Annotated in this window: 12 protein-coding genes, 1 tRNA gene and 1 pseudogene; 5 read left to right on the top strand and 9 right to left on the bottom strand. The window is 46.4% G+C overall.

From position 1 onward, the window contains the following. The first annotated feature begins 1,174 nt into the window (after nt 1-1,174). Nucleotides 1,175-1,960, top strand: coding sequence for an exodeoxyribonuclease III (xth, locus tag QUA24_RS10540; RefSeq protein WP_333229423.1), 786 nt, complete (start codon nt 1,175-1,177; stop codon nt 1,958-1,960). Between the two features lie 171 nt (nt 1,961-2,131). Then, entirely contained in the window at nt 2,132-3,007 is an 876-nt protein-coding gene (locus QUA24_RS10535) for an SDR family oxidoreductase (protein WP_333229421.1), read from the top strand. A gap of 166 nt (nt 3,008-3,173) precedes the next feature. On the opposite strand, the gene QUA24_RS10530 is transcribed toward QUA24_RS10535, so the two are convergent. Further along, nucleotides 3,174-4,295: an EAL domain-containing protein gene (locus QUA24_RS10530; RefSeq protein WP_333229418.1), complete on the bottom strand. Its 1,122-nt coding sequence runs from the start codon at nt 4,293-4,295 to the stop codon at nt 3,174-3,176. Between the two features lie 478 nt (nt 4,296-4,773). After that, nucleotides 4,774-4,847 (bottom strand) — tRNA-Pro (locus QUA24_RS10525). A gap of 91 nt (nt 4,848-4,938) precedes the next feature. Here QUA24_RS10525 and lipA point away from each other — a divergent pair. The 3 genes and pseudogenes from lipA to QUA24_RS10510 form a co-directional block, all read left to right on the top strand. After that, nucleotides 4,939-5,814 (top strand): annotated as a pseudogene (lipA, locus tag QUA24_RS10520) (lipoyl synthase); the annotation flags it as partial. A gap of 786 nt (nt 5,815-6,600) precedes the next feature. Further along, nucleotides 6,601-7,866 (top strand): RNA polymerase sigma factor SigC, encoded by a 1,266-nt coding sequence (gene sigC, locus QUA24_RS10515; protein WP_333161725.1) that lies wholly within the window; start codon nt 6,601-6,603, stop codon nt 7,864-7,866. 418 nt (nt 7,867-8,284) lie between these two features. Next, complete coding sequence (locus QUA24_RS10510) at nt 8,285-8,812, top strand: transcriptional repressor (RefSeq protein ID WP_333229416.1); 528 nt, start codon at nt 8,285-8,287, stop codon at nt 8,810-8,812. Nucleotides 8,813-8,989: 177 nt separating this feature from the next. On the opposite strand, the gene QUA24_RS10505 is transcribed toward QUA24_RS10510, so the two are convergent. From QUA24_RS10505 to yidC, 7 genes are all read right to left on the bottom strand, one after another. Beyond that, complete coding sequence (locus tag QUA24_RS10505; RefSeq protein ID WP_333229414.1) at nt 8,990-10,567, bottom strand: peptidoglycan-binding protein; 1,578 nt, start codon at nt 10,565-10,567, stop codon at nt 8,990-8,992. A 530-nt stretch (nt 10,568-11,097) separates the two neighbouring features. Beyond that, nucleotides 11,098-11,274, bottom strand: a complete 177-nt coding sequence (locus QUA24_RS10500; RefSeq protein WP_242724391.1) for a hypothetical protein — start codon at nt 11,272-11,274, stop codon at nt 11,098-11,100. Nucleotides 11,275-11,720: 446 nt separating this feature from the next. Next, on the bottom strand, nt 11,721-12,182 hold the full coding sequence (locus tag QUA24_RS10495) for an SH3 domain-containing protein (RefSeq protein WP_333229411.1): 462 nt from the start codon (nt 12,180-12,182) through the stop codon (nt 11,721-11,723). An 81-nt stretch (nt 12,183-12,263) separates the two neighbouring features. Beyond that, the gene (locus tag QUA24_RS10490) at nt 12,264-13,772 is read right to left on the bottom strand and encodes an AAA family ATPase (RefSeq protein WP_333229409.1); all 1,509 of its coding nucleotides are present in this window, start codon (nt 13,770-13,772) and stop codon (nt 12,264-12,266) included. An 18-nt stretch (nt 13,773-13,790) separates the two neighbouring features. Then, complete coding sequence (locus tag QUA24_RS10485; RefSeq protein WP_333229407.1) at nt 13,791-14,303, bottom strand: YceD family protein; 513 nt, start codon at nt 14,301-14,303, stop codon at nt 13,791-13,793. 84 nt (nt 14,304-14,387) lie between these two features. Further along, complete coding sequence (locus tag QUA24_RS10480) at nt 14,388-14,867, bottom strand: R3H domain-containing nucleic acid-binding protein (RefSeq protein ID WP_333229405.1); 480 nt, start codon at nt 14,865-14,867, stop codon at nt 14,388-14,390. An 11-nt stretch (nt 14,868-14,878) separates the two neighbouring features. Then, a complete protein-coding gene (gene yidC / locus QUA24_RS10475) occupies nt 14,879-16,027 on the bottom strand; it encodes a membrane protein insertase YidC (protein WP_333229403.1) in 1,149 nt (382 codons plus the stop codon).

The raw sequence follows: 16,027 nt of genomic DNA, 5'->3' as shown, positions 1-16,027 counted from the left end.
TTTACTCTCTATCTTGATTTTTTTGACGAGGTTAATAGTGCTTTAAGCTTTCAAACTATTCTTTTTTCTAGGTTCAGTTTCTTGCCTTTAGTTCGTGGTTCAGTGAACCGCTTCCCTTCTGGCGCTTTATTAATATACTTATTCCGCAAGGTGTTGTCAAGCGTTTTGTGAAAATATTTTTGAGGTTTTTTTGAACCTATACACAGTAAAGGTTTCGGCATTTACGGCCTACTCCGGTATCCCTGGCTGACTCCTCTTTTAACTATGGGGTCTTTTTTTGGGTTAAAATACGGCTTTTATGATGATGGCGCTTACTGGGACTAGAGAACCCATTTGACATCTTTGAGGCTGCGAGTCGAGAACCCGTTGTCTGTCGAGCGTCATAAATATCTCAAATGGGTTCAAAAGAAGCGGTATTGACCGGATACTCCGGCGTTGCTGAAAAACTAATGGTTATCATGGTAAAAGAGGAATAAGTAGAGTGGACGGAGGTTAATCCCGATGAAGTGTCCTAATTGCTACTCAAGCGAGATATAACCCTCTTTTGTCACCCTGGGAGAATAAAAATAAGAGCCAAATTTTTAACTGTAGATAAGCTGTTGTGCATTTAAATAGGGTGTGAGGATTTGGTGAAAGGGAACAGGAAACGGGAAACAGGGAACAGACAATATGTAATTTAAATCCTCGACAGCTTATAGCGAGCATTTGAGCGTTTATTTTCTAACAGAATAGCTGAAATCAGGATTTTTGGTAAAAGTCTTATGCTCTAAGTGTTCCTGATTATTTTTTTCCGAAAGTGATAAAAGAGGGATATAGCAATCCGATCTGAGTCTCACAACACAATGCCCTATAGTCTTCCTATACTTGTTGTATAGCAAGACTTTCAGACTTTACGGATCTAGAAAATTACTTAGAATTGCTATATATGGATTTCCCTTAGGAAAGGATGTTCGTGCAACAGTTGCTGTCATCTCTGGAATTGACGAGCAGTGGCGGGGGTGAAGAGTCATAATAAATTATTTAATATGCTGCGTGATTACACCATCATTCTGCTTATTCAGGATGGCGAATCTCTGAGGGGTGAAACCCCTCAGAGATTCGCCAACAGTCTCTTTCAACCGCCGAGTCATCCGAATTTGGGTTCCCCCACATCACCGTTAGGATTACTGTATTAATGAAAATCGCCACCTGGAACGTCAACTCAATCCGCACCCGCCTAGAACACGTTACTAGCTGGTTGCACACAAACTCCCCAGACGTTCTCTGCCTCCAAGAAACCAAAGTTACAGACAAAGACTTCCCCCTAGAACCCTTCACCAACCTCGGCTACAACTGCTACATTTCCGGTCAAAAATCCTACAACGGTGTCGCCATTTTTAGCCTATCGCCCCTAACGCAAATCAGCAGCGGATTTGCCCCCCTTCTCGGCGACGAAACCACAGGTATTTTTGACGAACAAAAACGCCTAATAGCCGGGGTTATAGACGATATTGGCATTATTTGCGTATACGTTCCCAACGGTTCCGAAGTTGGTAGCGAGAAATATGACTACAAGCTAAAGTGGCTCAAACTGCTGCAAGAATACCTCAAAATAGCACTAGATACATCCCCCAACTTGTGCATTTGTGGCGACTTTAACATCGTCCCGGACGATCGAGATATCCACAATCCCAAAGCCAATGCTAACTCCGTCGGCTTGTCTGTCGCCGAGCGCCTCGCGCTAACAGAAATCATAGAATTAGGATTAAACGACCCCTTTCGGAAATTCACCACAGAAGGCGGTCATTATAGTTGGTGGGACTACCGCGCCGCCGCATTTCCACGCAACAACGGCTGGAGAATCGACCACCATTATCTCAGCCCTCCCCTCTACGAACAAGCAAAAAACTGTATAATAGATATTGCTCCTAGAAAATTAATCAAACCCAGCGACCACGCCCCCGTAATTGTCGAAATTTGATTTATAAGTTATAAGGTTAAGAGAAACTGAGATATTGCACCATTCTCAATAAGCCTTGGATGGGCGGGCAGGATGCCCACCCCACAAGAAAATTCAATCTTTGTGGAACAGGCATCTTGCCCACTATTGAGAAAAGTACAATATGTAAGTAACAATCAACAACTAAAAATCATGTTCTTAGTAACCGGAGCAACAGGCGCACTAGGCCGCCGAATTGTACGAGAAATCAGACAGCAAGAAAAGCCTGTCCGCGCATTCGTTCGCCTCGCATCTCGCTACTCTGAACTAGAAAACCGAGGCGCCGAGATTTTTATCGGCGACTTGAAACAAGACAAAGATATTAAAAAAGCCTGCCAAGGCGTGCAGTACATCATCAGCAGTCACGGCACCGGCGGGGACGTTCAAGCAGTACACTACCGCGCTAACATAGAATTAATCGACTGCGCCAAGGAAGCCGGAGTGCAGCACTTTGTCTTTATTTCGGTACTGGGAGTCGATCGAGGATACGAAGATTCCGCAGTATTCAAAGCCAAGCGAGAAGTTGAAAAATACCTGCAAAACAGCGGCTTGAATTATACAATCTTGCGGCCTGCCGGTTTTGCTTCCAGCTTGTTATCCCTAGCAGAAAGATTTCGAGAAACCGGACTTTACCTGCTAATTGGCGACGGCAAAAACCGCACATCTGTTGTCAGTACCGACGACTTAGCAAAGATGGCCGCAGACTCGCCAACAGTCGAAGGCGCCCGCAACCAAATTCTGCGAGTCGGTGGCCCGGATGTGCTGACAAGAGACGACATTCCCCGCATTTTTGGCCGCTTATTCAAGCGCGAACCTATGGTGATCAACCCGCCGCTGGTTGTATTTGACGGTTTGAGAAATGCCTTGGGTTTATTGAATCCTCAAGCTCAAAAAGACTTAGGAACTTTGCGGGTATTGCTGGGTAACGAGTATTTTTGCACTCCCGAAGAAGTGCAAAACTTGGAATCAATCTACGGCATCAGAATGGAATCCTTAGAAAACTTTCTGCGACGCAATTTGAGCGTTTAAAATGCTAGTTATTTTCGTTGGCAGGCTTTGCCTGGTAATGAAAACCCGGAGGCTCTGCCTCTAAACTCTTGTCTCATTTTAATGGAGGCAAAGCCTCCCGATATCTGTCCCCAGGCTCTGCCGGGCTACGAGCAAAATGTAGCGCCCAATCTCAACTGGAAACCATTTAAGCAGAAATAGGTACTGGTTCAGCACCAATATAGCTCGTAACTGCGATCGGGGGAGAAGTCGGCTTAGCAATCAAATAACCTTGAACCAAAGTTGCTCCCCGTTCTCGCACCCACTCAAACTCCTCCAAAGTTTCCACACCTTCAGCAACAGTTTTAATTTCTAATTGAGCGGCAATTTCTAACATCTTTTCGGTAATGAGTGCCTTATAATAATCCTGATGGACGTTGCGAATCAATTGCATATCCAACTTAATAAAATCTGGACGCAGTTGGTGCATCAAATTTAAATTAGAAGAACCGCTGCCAAAATCGTCCAGGGCAATTAAAAATCCTGCCTCTCGGTAAAACCTCAGAATATTAATCAAGTGATCGATATCAGGAGGGTGCTGAGATTCCGCTACTTCAAAAACAATATTGCTGTGAGGAATTCCCGCTTCATCAATAGCCTGTACAGTTCTTCGCAGGCACGTAGCGGGATCGTAAACTGAAGTCGGAGAAAAATTAATAAAAAGTAGTTCTTTGATATCGTAAACATGGGCTTCGCGGATAGCGCGAGTCCGAGCTAAAACATCTAGTTGAAAAATCAGACCTGCTGATTCTGCTTGGGCAAAAATCCGACCCGGATAAATTAAGTTTCCTTGCTCGTCAATTCCTCGGAGTAGGGCTTCATGGGCAAAAATTTTAGAAGTATCTGAGGTATAAACAATGGGCTGAAAATGTGTAGTAATGCGTTCTTCCCACAACAAATCTAACAGCCAGTCCGACTGGCTGAAGTTAATAAAAGAGCATAAGGAAGTGCTGCGATAAAAATCGCTAAGTTGTGGCTTTTGAACTTCGCGCATCCACAAAACTTTTGTTTCTTTCAACTCTTGAGTTGTCAGCACAGATGATGCGAGGGCGCTAAACTTTTCTTTGGCAATTCCCTCAAGCATAACGTACAAACACTTGCTTTCTTCTAACAGCCGGAATTCAAGTTCAGCCTTGGTTAATGCAGAAATAACCTTTTTGAGCGTGTGCGATACTGGAAACCACAGGTATAGACCTCCACTGCCCTCTATTTTTGCGGGTATTGTTTCGCAGCTAGAGCAGGAGCCGAAGGCTTTGCCACTTATTTGCATTGGAATATCCTCCGGTTTTTAGGTTAATTTTAGACAGGCTAACTACTCTGTTATATTATAAGCTCATTCAGCTATTAATTCATCTATCTCAAGATGTAAATCTTAATGAACTTGTATTTAAGAATTATTGCAGTATTTATACTTGTCTCCGGTTTCAAACCTTGGTCAAAGTTCTCAGCATCGAGCAAGTAGGTGTGATTAAACACAGTCCCCAATCATCACAGACTGAGAAGGCGAAGACTTGTTCTCTACTCTCTACTGCCGATCTGATTGTTTACGTTTTATTCTATAGTTCGCTGTGCCAAAACAGTCGCTACAGCTAATTGTTTAGCAAAGGGGAATTCAAACGCCCGTGAAGCGCAGCTATCCCGTAGAGAATCGCCCGATCGACTAATTTATGCGTACCAGAAATCTACACACCCGGACGATCGCCCAAAACAAACTCACTTGCTGGGGCATATCCACTTTAATTTTATAATCGGGATGACAGGATTTGAACCTGCGACCCCCTCGTCCCGAACGAGGTGCGCTACCAAGCTGCGCTACATCCCGAAATTAGTCACTAGGTTTTAAGCTTATCACATTCAAGTAAAAATTTAGCAACCTCGTATATAATTATTTGTAAAACACTACTCAGGCGGAGACAGACGTGACAGTTAAGCCCCAGTGGTTGCGAGTTAAAGCCCCTCAGTGGGAGCGCGTCGGCAACGTCAAAGAAATTTTGCGGGATTTATCCCTGAATACGGTTTGCGAGGAGGCGTCGTGTCCGAACATCGGCGAATGCTTCAACGCAGGTACTGCGACATTTTTGATTATGGGCCCGGCTTGTACCCGCGCCTGTCCTTACTGCGACATCGATTTTGAGAAAAAGCCCCAACCTTTAGATCCCACAGAACCCCAAAGATTGGCGCAAGCGGTGCAGCGGCTCAAACTCAACCACGTCGTGATTACCTCTGTCAACCGGGACGATTTGCCGGATGGGGGGGCGTCTCAATTTGTCGAGTGTATTCAAGCAGTGCGATCGGAGATGCCCGATACAACTATAGAAGTTTTGATTCCCGACTTGTGCGGCAACTGGCAGGCTTTAGCAATCATTCTCACAGCCCGGCCAGAGGTACTCAACCACAATACCGAAACCGTAAAGCGACTTTACCGGAAGGTGCGACCGCAAGGAAAATACGATCGCACCTTGGAACTATTGCAGCGAAGCCGCGAACTCGCACCTGGAGTTTACACCAAATCCGGCATCATGGTGGGACTCGGAGAAACAGACGCCGAAATTCGGGAGGCGATGCAGGACTTACGGGCTGTCGGCTGCGATATTTTAACAGTTGGACAGTACCTGCAACCGACTCAAAAGCACTTGAACGTCGAAAACTTTGTGCCTCCAGAACAGTTTGATGCTTGGAGAAAGTTCGGCGAATCTTTGGGATTCTTGCAAGTTGTCGCTTCTCCCTTAACTCGCAGTTCCTATCACGCCGAACAGGTGAGGGAACTGATGAAACTTTACCCACGCTAGCAATTTTAATTGGAGTTGACTCGCGCCCGATCGCACCATTCTCACTAAAACCAGATCAACCGGGTAACAGCCAGGAAAAACTTGCGCTTGATATGTAGGCCTACAGCAAAAAACCCGGTTTTAGATGCTGGTGTTGTGGGCGTGATGTTAAGCGGGAAGCAGCAGCCAACACCAAAACAATTATCGGTTGATCGTCGTCTCCAAGTCGCGACTTACGCAAAAGAGATCCAGAAACCGGGTTTCTCCATCAAACTTCTAGGTTTTAATCAAGAAATTTGAGGAAGAAACCCGGTTTTTGCGTCAGCCAATAACTCAGTACAGCAGCCTCTAGCAACTCTGAAACCCATATTCTATAATGGATTAAACTTCTGCGCTCACTGTCGCGAATTTAATCAACAGCGCCGAGTTATATAAAGTTTTATTAAAAAAATGGCTAATTTTCCGAAGTGATCGGGAACCAGGTTATCGGTGATGAAGATTAACTTAACTTCTGACTAACGTCACTTGTTTCTAGCCAGTCACTATCTATACTAGCTACATAAACAAAGAAGTACAACACACTTTTCGGGCCTTCAACCTGTTACATCAGAAAGTTCTTAGCGTTTTCCAGAATCTTGGTAAAACAAGTGGGGCAGCAAAAGTTCGATCGAACAACAGCAGAAAAGTCAGAAAAGTTACTAAAGAAACACAAAGCGGTGATGCTTCGTCTTAACCAAATGGGCATCTTAATTATAAATAACCGCTAAGCGTAGCATCTTTTCACCCGGAGCCACTGAGAAAATCACTATGCCAGCCACCTCTTTTTACGCTGAAGCTGAATTCGACGAACAACTGCGAGTCAATCCCTTGCAAGGTGATGTGTTGGATGAAGATGCTGAAGAAGCTGGAGACGAACTGCTCGACCAAGACCCAGCAGAGACCGAAGATGCAGACCCAGCAGCCAAATTGCAAAAAAATGCCAGCCGTCGCACTACAGATTTAGTGCGCCTGTACCTCCAAGAAATAGGTCGGGTTCGTCTCTTGGGTAGAGACGAAGAAGTCTCGGAAGCTCAAAAAGTTCAGCGCTATATCAAATTGCTGGAATTACGCAACACCGTCGCCTCCCAGGAAGAAGGGCTAATTGGGCGCTTCGTGCATTTAATTGAGGTGCGCGATCGGTTAGCAGCACAGTTGGGACATAAACCTTCCCTGGAACGCTGGGCATTAACCGCCGGTGTCAGTGACGTGCCAGAACTCAAGCGAATTATGTCTGAAGGCAAGCGCCAGTGGGCCGAGTTAGCCGAGATGACGGTCGAGACGATCGAAAGAATTCAAGCTGAAGGCATCGAAGCGAAAGACCACATGATTAAGGCGAACCTGCGCCTGGTGGTTTCGGTGGCGAAAAAATATCAAAATCGCGGTTTAGAATTGCTCGACTTAATACAAGAAGGTACTCTCGGACTGGAGCGAGCTGTAGAAAAGTTTGACCCGACGCGGGGGTATCGGTTTAGCACCTATGCCTACTGGTGGATTCGGCAGGGAATTACGCGGGCTATCGCCACTCAAAGCCGCACCATTCGCCTCCCCGTCCACATCACCGAAAAACTTAACAAAATCAAAAAAGCCCAGCGCAAAATTTCTCAAGAAAAAGGTCGGACAGCTACGATAGAAGACATCGCGGTCGAGTTGGACATGACAGCGCCCCAAGTCCGAGAAGTTTTGCTGCGAGTCCCCCGTTCTGTTTCTTTGGAAACCAAAGTGGGCAACGAAAAAGATACAGAGTTGGGCGACTTGCTCGAAACCGACAGCATCTCCCCAGAAGAAATGCTGATGCGAGAAGCTTTGCACCGCGACTTGCAGCAACTGCTGGCAGATTTGACCAGCCGCGAGCGAGATGTAATTCTGATGCGCTTTGGTTTGGGTGACGGACACCCCTATTCGCTGGCAGAAATCGGTCGCGCCCTCGACTTGTCCCGCGAGCGCGTCCGTCAAATTGAAGCCAAAGCTTTGCAAAAACTCCGCCAACCTAAGCGTCGCAACCGCGTCCGCGACTATCTGGAGTCTCTGACTTAAATTTGGCCGGTCAGTCAGCGCGATTAATCAGGGAGCAAGGCATTGGGCACTTGTGCAGAAGGCATGAGGCATTCGGCAGAAGTAACGATATTTACTTCTAAACAACTTCTCTGTCCTCTGCAGCAAGTCAATCGATTTTAGATTTTAGATTTTAGATTTTAGATTTTAGAATTGAAGCCTTGACCCCACCCATAAATTCGGGGGGGAAGTTTCATCCGATACAGGTTTTTTATTTATGGACGGATGAATCCGGGGGCTTGTATCCTGGATGCTTTCAGTCATAAAGTTTGTTAAAAGTCAAAAAATATCAAAAACCAAATTTTTTCCTCAATCTTTTTTCAATAAGCTGCGATATTTGCAAAATATCTCGATCGTTGTGTATTATTGTCAATAGGCAGACTTTCTTGAGAGGGTCACTATGGCACTTTATACCGCGTCCTCATTCAAATCCGAACTCAATGACAAAGGCTGGCGGATGACTCCCCAACGGGAAACCATCTTGCACGTGTTTCAGAACCTCCCCAAAGGCAATCACCTGAGTGCGGAGGATTTGTACACTTTGTTAAAAAATCGCGGAGAAAACATTAGCTTGTCCACCATTTACCGAACTTTAAAGTTAATGGCAAGGATGAGCCTCCTCCGCGAACTCGAACTAGCAGAAGGTCACAAACACTATGAAATAAACCAGCCTTACCCGCATCACCACCACCACCTAGTCTGCGTTCAGTGCAACAGAACGATCGAATTTAACAACGACTCGATTCTGAAAATTGGTATGAAGCAAGCTGAAAAGTCTGGGTTGCACCTGCTAGACTGCCAGCTAACCATTCATACGGTTTGCCACGAAGCTTTGCGGATGGGATGGCCGTCTTTGGTTTCCAGCAATTGGTCTTGTCCGAGGTCGATCGCCCAGAACGGCAACAGCGCCCCGGATTCAATCGAGTGACATTACACTATTTTCGCATTTCAAGTACGACTTGTTACAAGTTTTAACAATAATCGGTAGCCCAAGTGCGATCACTGTTACGCGGAAACCGGGTTTCTTAAGAAAAATACATCATTTCAGGAATGAGTCGGAAAGCAGAAACCCGATTTCTTTGATGTAGCGTCCACAAGCTTGGGGCTAAAAAGTTTGGCTCAACAAATCGTCGCTGCTGACCCCGTAACTGCGCTGAGCTCGATCGAGGGCGTCTCTCGTCGGGGTATCAAAAACTCCGCTGATCGAGCCTGTGTAAAAGCCGAGGTCTTGCAGCCGCCTTTGTAATTGCTGAATGCTTGATCGAGAGTTGAAACTGCTGCTAATTGGAACAGCACGAACAGCTACCCGGCCAGCTAATCCGTTTTGGAGCGCAGCCAAAGTCGCCGGAGTGGCAATACCCGTCGCCGGTGACAAATTGCGTTCCTGCTGAAACGACAGCACCGCAAACTCGGTTTCGCCTCCAAATACTCCGTTCACCGGGCCGGGGTTTTTGCCCAGACTTCTGAGGGAAGACTGAAGTTGTCGGACAGCAGGCCCAGTATCGCCCCGTCGCAAACCAGCGGCAATTTGCGGCACAGGCGCTGCGGCCTGCCTGTTGCCTTGCCGCAAAGCCGATCGAGTGCTGCGATCGACTCTTCCAGTCCCGAACATCCCGCTATCTCTCTGAAAGCGGATCAAAGCTGCTTGAGTTGGTCGATCAAACCAACCGTGAATCTGGCTCCTGTAATAACCCAATTCTTGCAGCCGCCGCTGCACAAATTCTACTTCTCGGCCTCTGTCGCCCAACTCCAGAAAATCTCCGGCATTACTCTGTTGGTCATCTTCCTCAGTCCATGAGGTAATTTCAGCTTGCCTCATCTGGGAATCGATAGCAGTCAAAGTAGCAGTGTCAGCGCAGCCGTCAGAAACCAGATTGTAATCTTGCTGAAAACGAGTCACAGCGTAGAGAGTGCGTTCCCGAAACTTACCGTCAACGCCACCTTCAAAATAGCCCAAAGCTTTTAATTGTCGCTGGATCAAGTCTACCGTCGCTCCTCTGTCTCCGAACCGCAGCCCCTTGCAACCGCCATTTCCCGAAATATTCTCTGGAAGCGTAACGGGGGGAATCGGTCTGGTGGAACCAAACAGCAAAGCTAAAGTTTGCCTGTCAGCAACTCCAGTCACCCGCAGTCTATTAATTCGCTGGAAGTATCTCACCGCATGAAGAGTCACTTCCCGAAAACTCCCTGTGGGATGCGCGTTGAAGTAGCCTAGCTGCTTCAACCTGCGTTGGAGAGCAGAAACACCTGCACCCGCGTCTCCAAAACGCAGCTCCCGATAATTTGTATAAATAGTATTAAAAGGCCGATCGTCATCCCCGGCAAAACTGTTGAGTGCTATCACAGTAGCTCGATCGGGCCTACCGGTCAGCGACAGTTGATAGTCTCGCTGAAAGTTAGTCAGCGCTTGTTTTGTTACCGGGCCGAGTTGACCTGTCGATGATCTGGGAAAATAACCGAGTTCCCGCAACCTGTCTTGAATCGCTCGCACATTGGGATATCCCGGATCTATTTGAGCAAAAGCCGCACCGGCTGCACTCAAAACCGAGAGCATCAAAGCCAGAGACAACAAACGGACGTAAGTCTGACTCGATAGGTTTTGCCACTTGGGCTGATCAAAAATTTTCGACTCTGTGGGTGCTTCGCAAACAAGAGCAAGTTCAAGGTAAGCAAGAGATTCCATAATTTTTTAGTGTGAAATTGTGGGTGGGTTGTGTGAGCAAACTGCCAAAAATGATTTTTGGCACGCTTGGCTTGGATTCTATCAACGCTAAGTTCTACCTGGAAAGCGCGAAGCACCCGTTTTTCTAAAAAATTTACCGTCAAAAATAATTACAGGTAACAACTAAGATAGCATCGCTGCTTCTAGAGGCGCGAGACTCAGCAAAAAAGTTTGCAGGCATAGTCTTAGCCTTTAAGGCCAAAAAAGAATAAGTTCTGGGGTAGTGCTGGCTAATATTTTATCTGGCTGCAGCAGAAATTACCACAAGACTTGGGCGCAGGTTGTCATCACCTTAATTTGTTGTCGGGTAAAGAGCCTGAAATCGCAGGTTTTTTGTTAAGAAACGCGGCTTTTTCATGTGGCGAGTGCATCTGGGAAAGTACCGCTGATTAACCAAAAAACTAGCCACTAAAAATCCCCACTTTTGCTAATTGCAAATAGGGCGGGGATTTTCTGATAAGTTGACTTTCTTTTAAAAAATCGACGATCGCTTAAATTAAACCGAACCGATCGCAAATTACAGCTACTCCCGCTGCAAAAATAGTAATTGCGATGGCTACTAGCGGGTTTTGGCCTCTGCTCACCGCAAAAGAGGTAACGACCCCAGCTCCCAAAGCCGCAGTAACAGCAGCAGTCGCCAAATCTCGATCGGGACGTTTGTCGTACATATTTTTTATTGTTGGTAGCTGTTAAGCTGAAAACTTACATCTTGTAATCCAAGCTACCACTCTTGCCCCTGTGGCGGTTACAACCGCCTGGGTTTTGCAACTAACCTTAAAATTTTGCTAATTTTCTTAACATACTCTCCTGAAAACATAAGTTGGGATTATGTATTTTCGAGTTTTTCTGTTGAGTTTTAGCTTTGGAAACCTTTTGTCTGATGGGCTTTTATGTCAAATTCAGGATTTTGCAGTGGCGATCGCACCCACAATCTGTGCGCCTTAAACAGCAATCCCCTATATCGTAAATAAATTTAACTTGACTTTTTGTAAAAAATATGTACCTTGCCATTTGAAGCAAAAGACAGAAAAAAACCCGACCTTGGTGAAGAATCCACACACTGCGATTGCTTCGCTGCCCTCACAATCACAAGAGTATATTTTTTGTCTAATTTTTATTCGTCCTCAACTTTTTCAGTATTGCCACCTTTGACCCAACCTTCGCGATTGTCATCCTCAATCCGAATTCGCTGCCACTCTTTGTCGGGCGACTCTTCCAAAACTACGACTCTTTCCTTGTAACCAACACCGCCAATACGGTTCGAGTCTCGGCTACCAGTATCGCGGAGAATTAAGCCGATCGGCTGAGTCACCATCGCGCGGTAAGCTCCCGGTTCCAGCGGTTTGGGAGACGGGGCATCGCTAGATGTAGAAACAGGGCTAGCCTGGGCTGTTGACTTCGGCGCAGCGCCCGCAACCTGAGCTGGTGTTTTGTCGTTGGAAAAAACTGGTTTTTCGGGCAAAGTAGTTAGCTTAGCGGCAAAGTAAAGTGCAGCAGCCACGCTAGCACCTGCCATCAGGACGATCGCTAGCAGAAAACCTACTAAAAATTTGAAAACGCTATATACACTGTTCATAAAACCGCAAATGAAGGAAGTTCGGCAACGGATTGTGCAACGGATGTAACGGATAGAAGGTTGACGGTTGACTTCAAAAGCTTAACCTTGAATCCGGCGGCTCAGACTGCCGTATCGAGAAGCAAGGCGAGCTTTTCCAGCAGCGGCCCAATCTTGGAGAAACTGGATTTGTTCTTGAGCCGTTCTGGCTAAGGGCACCATCTGACTAGCTGATTCTAAAATATCATCTGTCGTAAAGTCTCGATTTTGGCTAAACCCAATGTGCATTGCTTCAATCAAAGTTTGCTCGATTTCGGCCCCTGAAAAATCGGGAGTTTCGTAAGCCAAGCGTTCTAAATCGTAATTTTTGATGCTGTGCGATCGCAACCGCAACAAATGTACCTCAAAAATCGCCCGCCGTTCCTCCTGGCTGGGCAAACCCACAAAAAATATTTCGTCAAACCTGCCTTTTCTCAGCATTTCTGGTGGCAAAGACTGGATGTTATTGGCTGTTGCTACCACAAACACCGGCGAAGTTTTTTCTGCTAACCAAGTAATAAATGTCCCGAACACCCGGCTAGTTGTGCCGGAATCCCCTTTACCGTCTAATCCCGCAAAAGCTTTGTCAATCTCGTCAATCCACAGCACGCAGGGGGCCAAAGCTTCGGCTAGCTGAATCATTTGCCTGGTGCGGGATTCCGATTCTCCTACTAATCCGGCAAACAAACGCCCGACATCCAAGCGTAGTAAAGGCAAATGCCAGTGGTGGGCGATCGCCTTTGCTGTTAAGGATTTTCCGGTTCCTTGAATCCCGACTAACAACAAACCTCTGGGATGCGGCAAACCGTATTGGCGGGCTCGTTCGGTAAAAGCACCGCCGCGCCGCAGCAGCCATTCTTTGAGATTGTCCAAACCACCGATATCGGATATATTTTCGCGGGCTGGGTAAAAATCCAGAATTTGAGTTTGGCGAATTGTTTGGCGCTTTTCTTCTAAAATCAGTTCCGCGTCGTCGGGATGGAGTTCGCCTCTGGTGGCGATCGCCTTGGCCAAAACTCGGCGGATTCGTTCGAGCGACAGCCCTTGACATGAGCGCACTGTTTCGTCCAGCAAACGCCCTTCAATGGCTTGTCCGGTAGCCCCTAATAGCCTTTCTACCTCAATTTTGATTTCCCCCGCCGCAGGCAGGGGAAACTCCAAAACAGTCATCACTTCGCTGAGGTCTTCCGGGATCGAAATTAGAGGAGATACGATGACAATATTTTTGGGCACTGATTTGAGTAGTCTCGCCAAATTCCGCAGCTTGCGGGAAATAGAGACATCTTCCAAAAACCGCTGAAAGTCGCGCAGAATAAAAATTGCCGGCGCGGTGGCGGGCAATTTTTCTAGAAATTCCAAAGCTTGCAGCGGGTTGCGCTTGCCAAAACCGACATCGTTGGGATTGCCTTGGTAGCCATCAACAAAATCCCAGATGTAGACGGCGCGAGAACCTTGTTTTTTGGCACTTTGGGCGATCGCCGCTTCTACGCGCTCTTCCTCCCGTGTGGGAATGTAAATTAGGGGGTAGCGCGATCGCAGCAGTAGTTCAAACTCGTCGCTAAAAATAGTCATTAGTTATTAGTCAACTGACTAAGGCAATTGCCGTTTAAGTGCTTCCAGAGACGCCCAGCGACTGTCTGAGACTGTTTCTGAGCTTTCTGTATTTGCATCATCAGTTAAAGAAATTCCCGGACATTCAGTATCGCATATCTGTTTGTGCGGCAGTTCCAAACACATTTGCTCGTACACCCAATCGCCCGGAGAGAAATAGCCACCTGGGGACAAATTTTCCACCAAATCTTCTAAAGCCACTTCTATTTCTGCTGAACTTGAATCTGTTTGATTTGCTGTTTCTTCGAGCCAGATTAGTTCAGATGAGTTGAGTGTCAAACGGTGATTGTATTGTTTCAAGCATCTGTGGCAGGTGAGAGTAACAATTGTTTCTGCTTTCGCCTTCACCTCAAGATAATTACCTTGGTGAGTTACTTGCAGTCGTCCTCGCACCGGAGTAAGAGTTTCTAAATCGGGGATAAATTCTTCAAAATCAATGACCTCTTTCCGCTCACTTTTTGTGAGGAGATGAGGGATATAAATTGTCTCCATAATCTTTTGCCTTCCTACTTCTTGAATTCAAAGGTCAAAAGGAATAGTTAATTTTTAACTTCTTCCTTCTTCCTTCTTCCTTCTTTAGCGTCCGCGCAGCCGCACTACCAAACGTCGATCGGGTTCTTGTCCTTGACTGTAAGTTTCTATATCCTCACATTCGCTCAAAAAGCTGTGGACTTGACGGCGTTCTGCCGAAGACAGCGATTTTATTTCAACTTCAACTCCCGTCGATCGCGCTTGATCTGCTGCGTACTCTGCCATCGATCGCAATTCCTCTTGGCGGCGGATGCGATACCCATTTAGTTCAACTGTATAAGGAATGGACTCCTCTACTTCCTGACCTATATTCTGAACCGTGTTGCATAGGTACTGAATGGCATCTATTACATTACCGTTTGGCCCGACTAAGATTGCAACTTGTTCTCGCGTCAGATTGCTTTCATCTATTGTCATCCAATAGCAATGTTCTTGTTGTTCGCATACCACTTTTGAAGGAATTGCGGACAGTTGTAGCAATTCTTCTAACCATTGCTGTCCGCGCTGCATTTGAGAGTCTTTCATTGTTGTTAAAATCAAGCCTTTTTCTTGGCACGCTTGGGCTCAAAGGGAATGGCATCTAATCCCTGGTCTTTTTTGGTTTTCGCCTCTGCTTCGTCCACTATTTTTTGCAGGTTTTCCGGCAGCGGTTCTCGCGACAAAATAAACGCCTGAACAGTCTGGAAGATGTTAGCAATCAGCATATACATCAACACGCCAGCAGGCAGTGGGAAGAACAAAAACATCCCCGAAAATATGACTGGCGTCAGTTTGTTGACTGTAGCCTGTTGGGGGTTGTCGTTTGGTCCTTGTGCTTGTCCCGAAAGAGTTTGGTTGATATACAAACTGATGCCGAAGCCCAGGATCATCACCAAAATATCCCAGTGGATTGTACCGTCTGAGTCGATCGCGCCAACGCGGCCTAGAGCTTCAATAAACAGGAATCCTTTGTTACTAGCCAATCCGGGGATTGTGCCTTGAACTGTGGCTTCACCGGGCGCTAATGCCGTGATGTTGCCCTGTTCATCTACCTTGACCAGTTGTTCGCCTTTGATGACTTTCCAGTGTGGTTCAAAGTCGATTTCGCTGTTATTTTCTGTCGCTAGGGCTTTGAGACGTTTGCCGTCTGGGGTTTGAAAATTAATCTTGGTTGTGTCGCCGACTGCGAGTTTGTCGCCGCCTGGAATTACGCCCACAACAGGAGCATGAAAAGTACCTGTGACGTAAATATTTTGTGGCGGTGTAGCAAAAGCTTGCGGTTGAACAGTTTCGATTTGTTCTTTCGGCAAAACTTGAACGTTGACGCTGTAATTTATGTCAGAAAACGGTGAACCCCGGAGCGTTGCAAACAGTGCAAACAGCACTGGCATTTGCAGCACCAACGGGAAGCATCCTGCTAGAGGATTACCAAATTCTTTGTATACCTTGCTCATTTCCTCCTGCTGTTTTGCAGGATTGTCTTTATAGAGTTTTTGAATTTGATCTACTCGCTCTTTCATCAATGGCTGCGCTACTTTCATGCGCCGCATATTGCGAAGAGAGCCTGCGTTTAGAGGATAAAGAGCAAAGCGAATCACAAGCGTCAGAGCTACGATCGCTAAACCGTAGCTTGGCACGATCCCGTAGAAAAAATCTAGGATCGGGAGCATGAGGTTGTTGGAGAGAAACGAGATACCGAAATCCAT

Source organism: Microcoleus sp. Pol12B5, from assembly GCF_036701335.1.
Taxonomy (GTDB): domain Bacteria; phylum Cyanobacteriota; class Cyanobacteriia; order Cyanobacteriales; family Microcoleaceae; genus Microcoleus.
Note: the sequence above shows the minus strand (reverse complement) of the source record. Positions and strands in the feature narration are given on the sequence as shown.

What these genes read in the sequence shown, in the direction of transcription:
- xth (WP_333229423.1), top strand. Translation starts at nt 1,175, where the DNA reads ATGAAAATCGCCACCTGGAACGTCAACTCAATCCGCACCCGCCTAGAA.
- QUA24_RS10535 (WP_333229421.1), top strand. Translation starts at nt 2,132, where the DNA reads ATGTTCTTAGTAACCGGAGCAACAGGCGCACTAGGCCGCCGAATTGTA.
- QUA24_RS10530 (WP_333229418.1), bottom strand. Translation starts at nt 4,295, where the DNA reads ATGCAAATAAGTGGCAAAGCCTTCGGCTCCTGCTCTAGCTGCGAAACA.
- sigC (WP_333161725.1), top strand. Translation starts at nt 6,601, where the DNA reads ATGCCAGCCACCTCTTTTTACGCTGAAGCTGAATTCGACGAACAACTG.
- QUA24_RS10510 (WP_333229416.1), top strand. Translation starts at nt 8,285, where the DNA reads ATGGCACTTTATACCGCGTCCTCATTCAAATCCGAACTCAATGACAAA.
- QUA24_RS10505 (WP_333229414.1), bottom strand. Translation starts at nt 10,567, where the DNA reads ATGGAATCTCTTGCTTACCTTGAACTTGCTCTTGTTTGCGAAGCACCC.
- QUA24_RS10500 (WP_242724391.1), bottom strand. Translation starts at nt 11,274, where the DNA reads ATGTACGACAAACGTCCCGATCGAGATTTGGCGACTGCTGCTGTTACT.
- QUA24_RS10495 (WP_333229411.1), bottom strand. Translation starts at nt 12,182, where the DNA reads ATGAACAGTGTATATAGCGTTTTCAAATTTTTAGTAGGTTTTCTGCTA.
- QUA24_RS10490 (WP_333229409.1), bottom strand. Translation starts at nt 13,772, where the DNA reads ATGACTATTTTTAGCGACGAGTTTGAACTACTGCTGCGATCGCGCTAC.
- QUA24_RS10485 (WP_333229407.1), bottom strand. Translation starts at nt 14,303, where the DNA reads ATGGAGACAATTTATATCCCTCATCTCCTCACAAAAAGTGAGCGGAAA.
- QUA24_RS10480 (WP_333229405.1), bottom strand. Translation starts at nt 14,867, where the DNA reads ATGAAAGACTCTCAAATGCAGCGCGGACAGCAATGGTTAGAAGAATTG.
- yidC (WP_333229403.1), bottom strand. Translation starts at nt 16,027, where the DNA reads ATGGATTTCGGTATCTCGTTTCTCTCCAACAACCTCATGCTCCCGATC.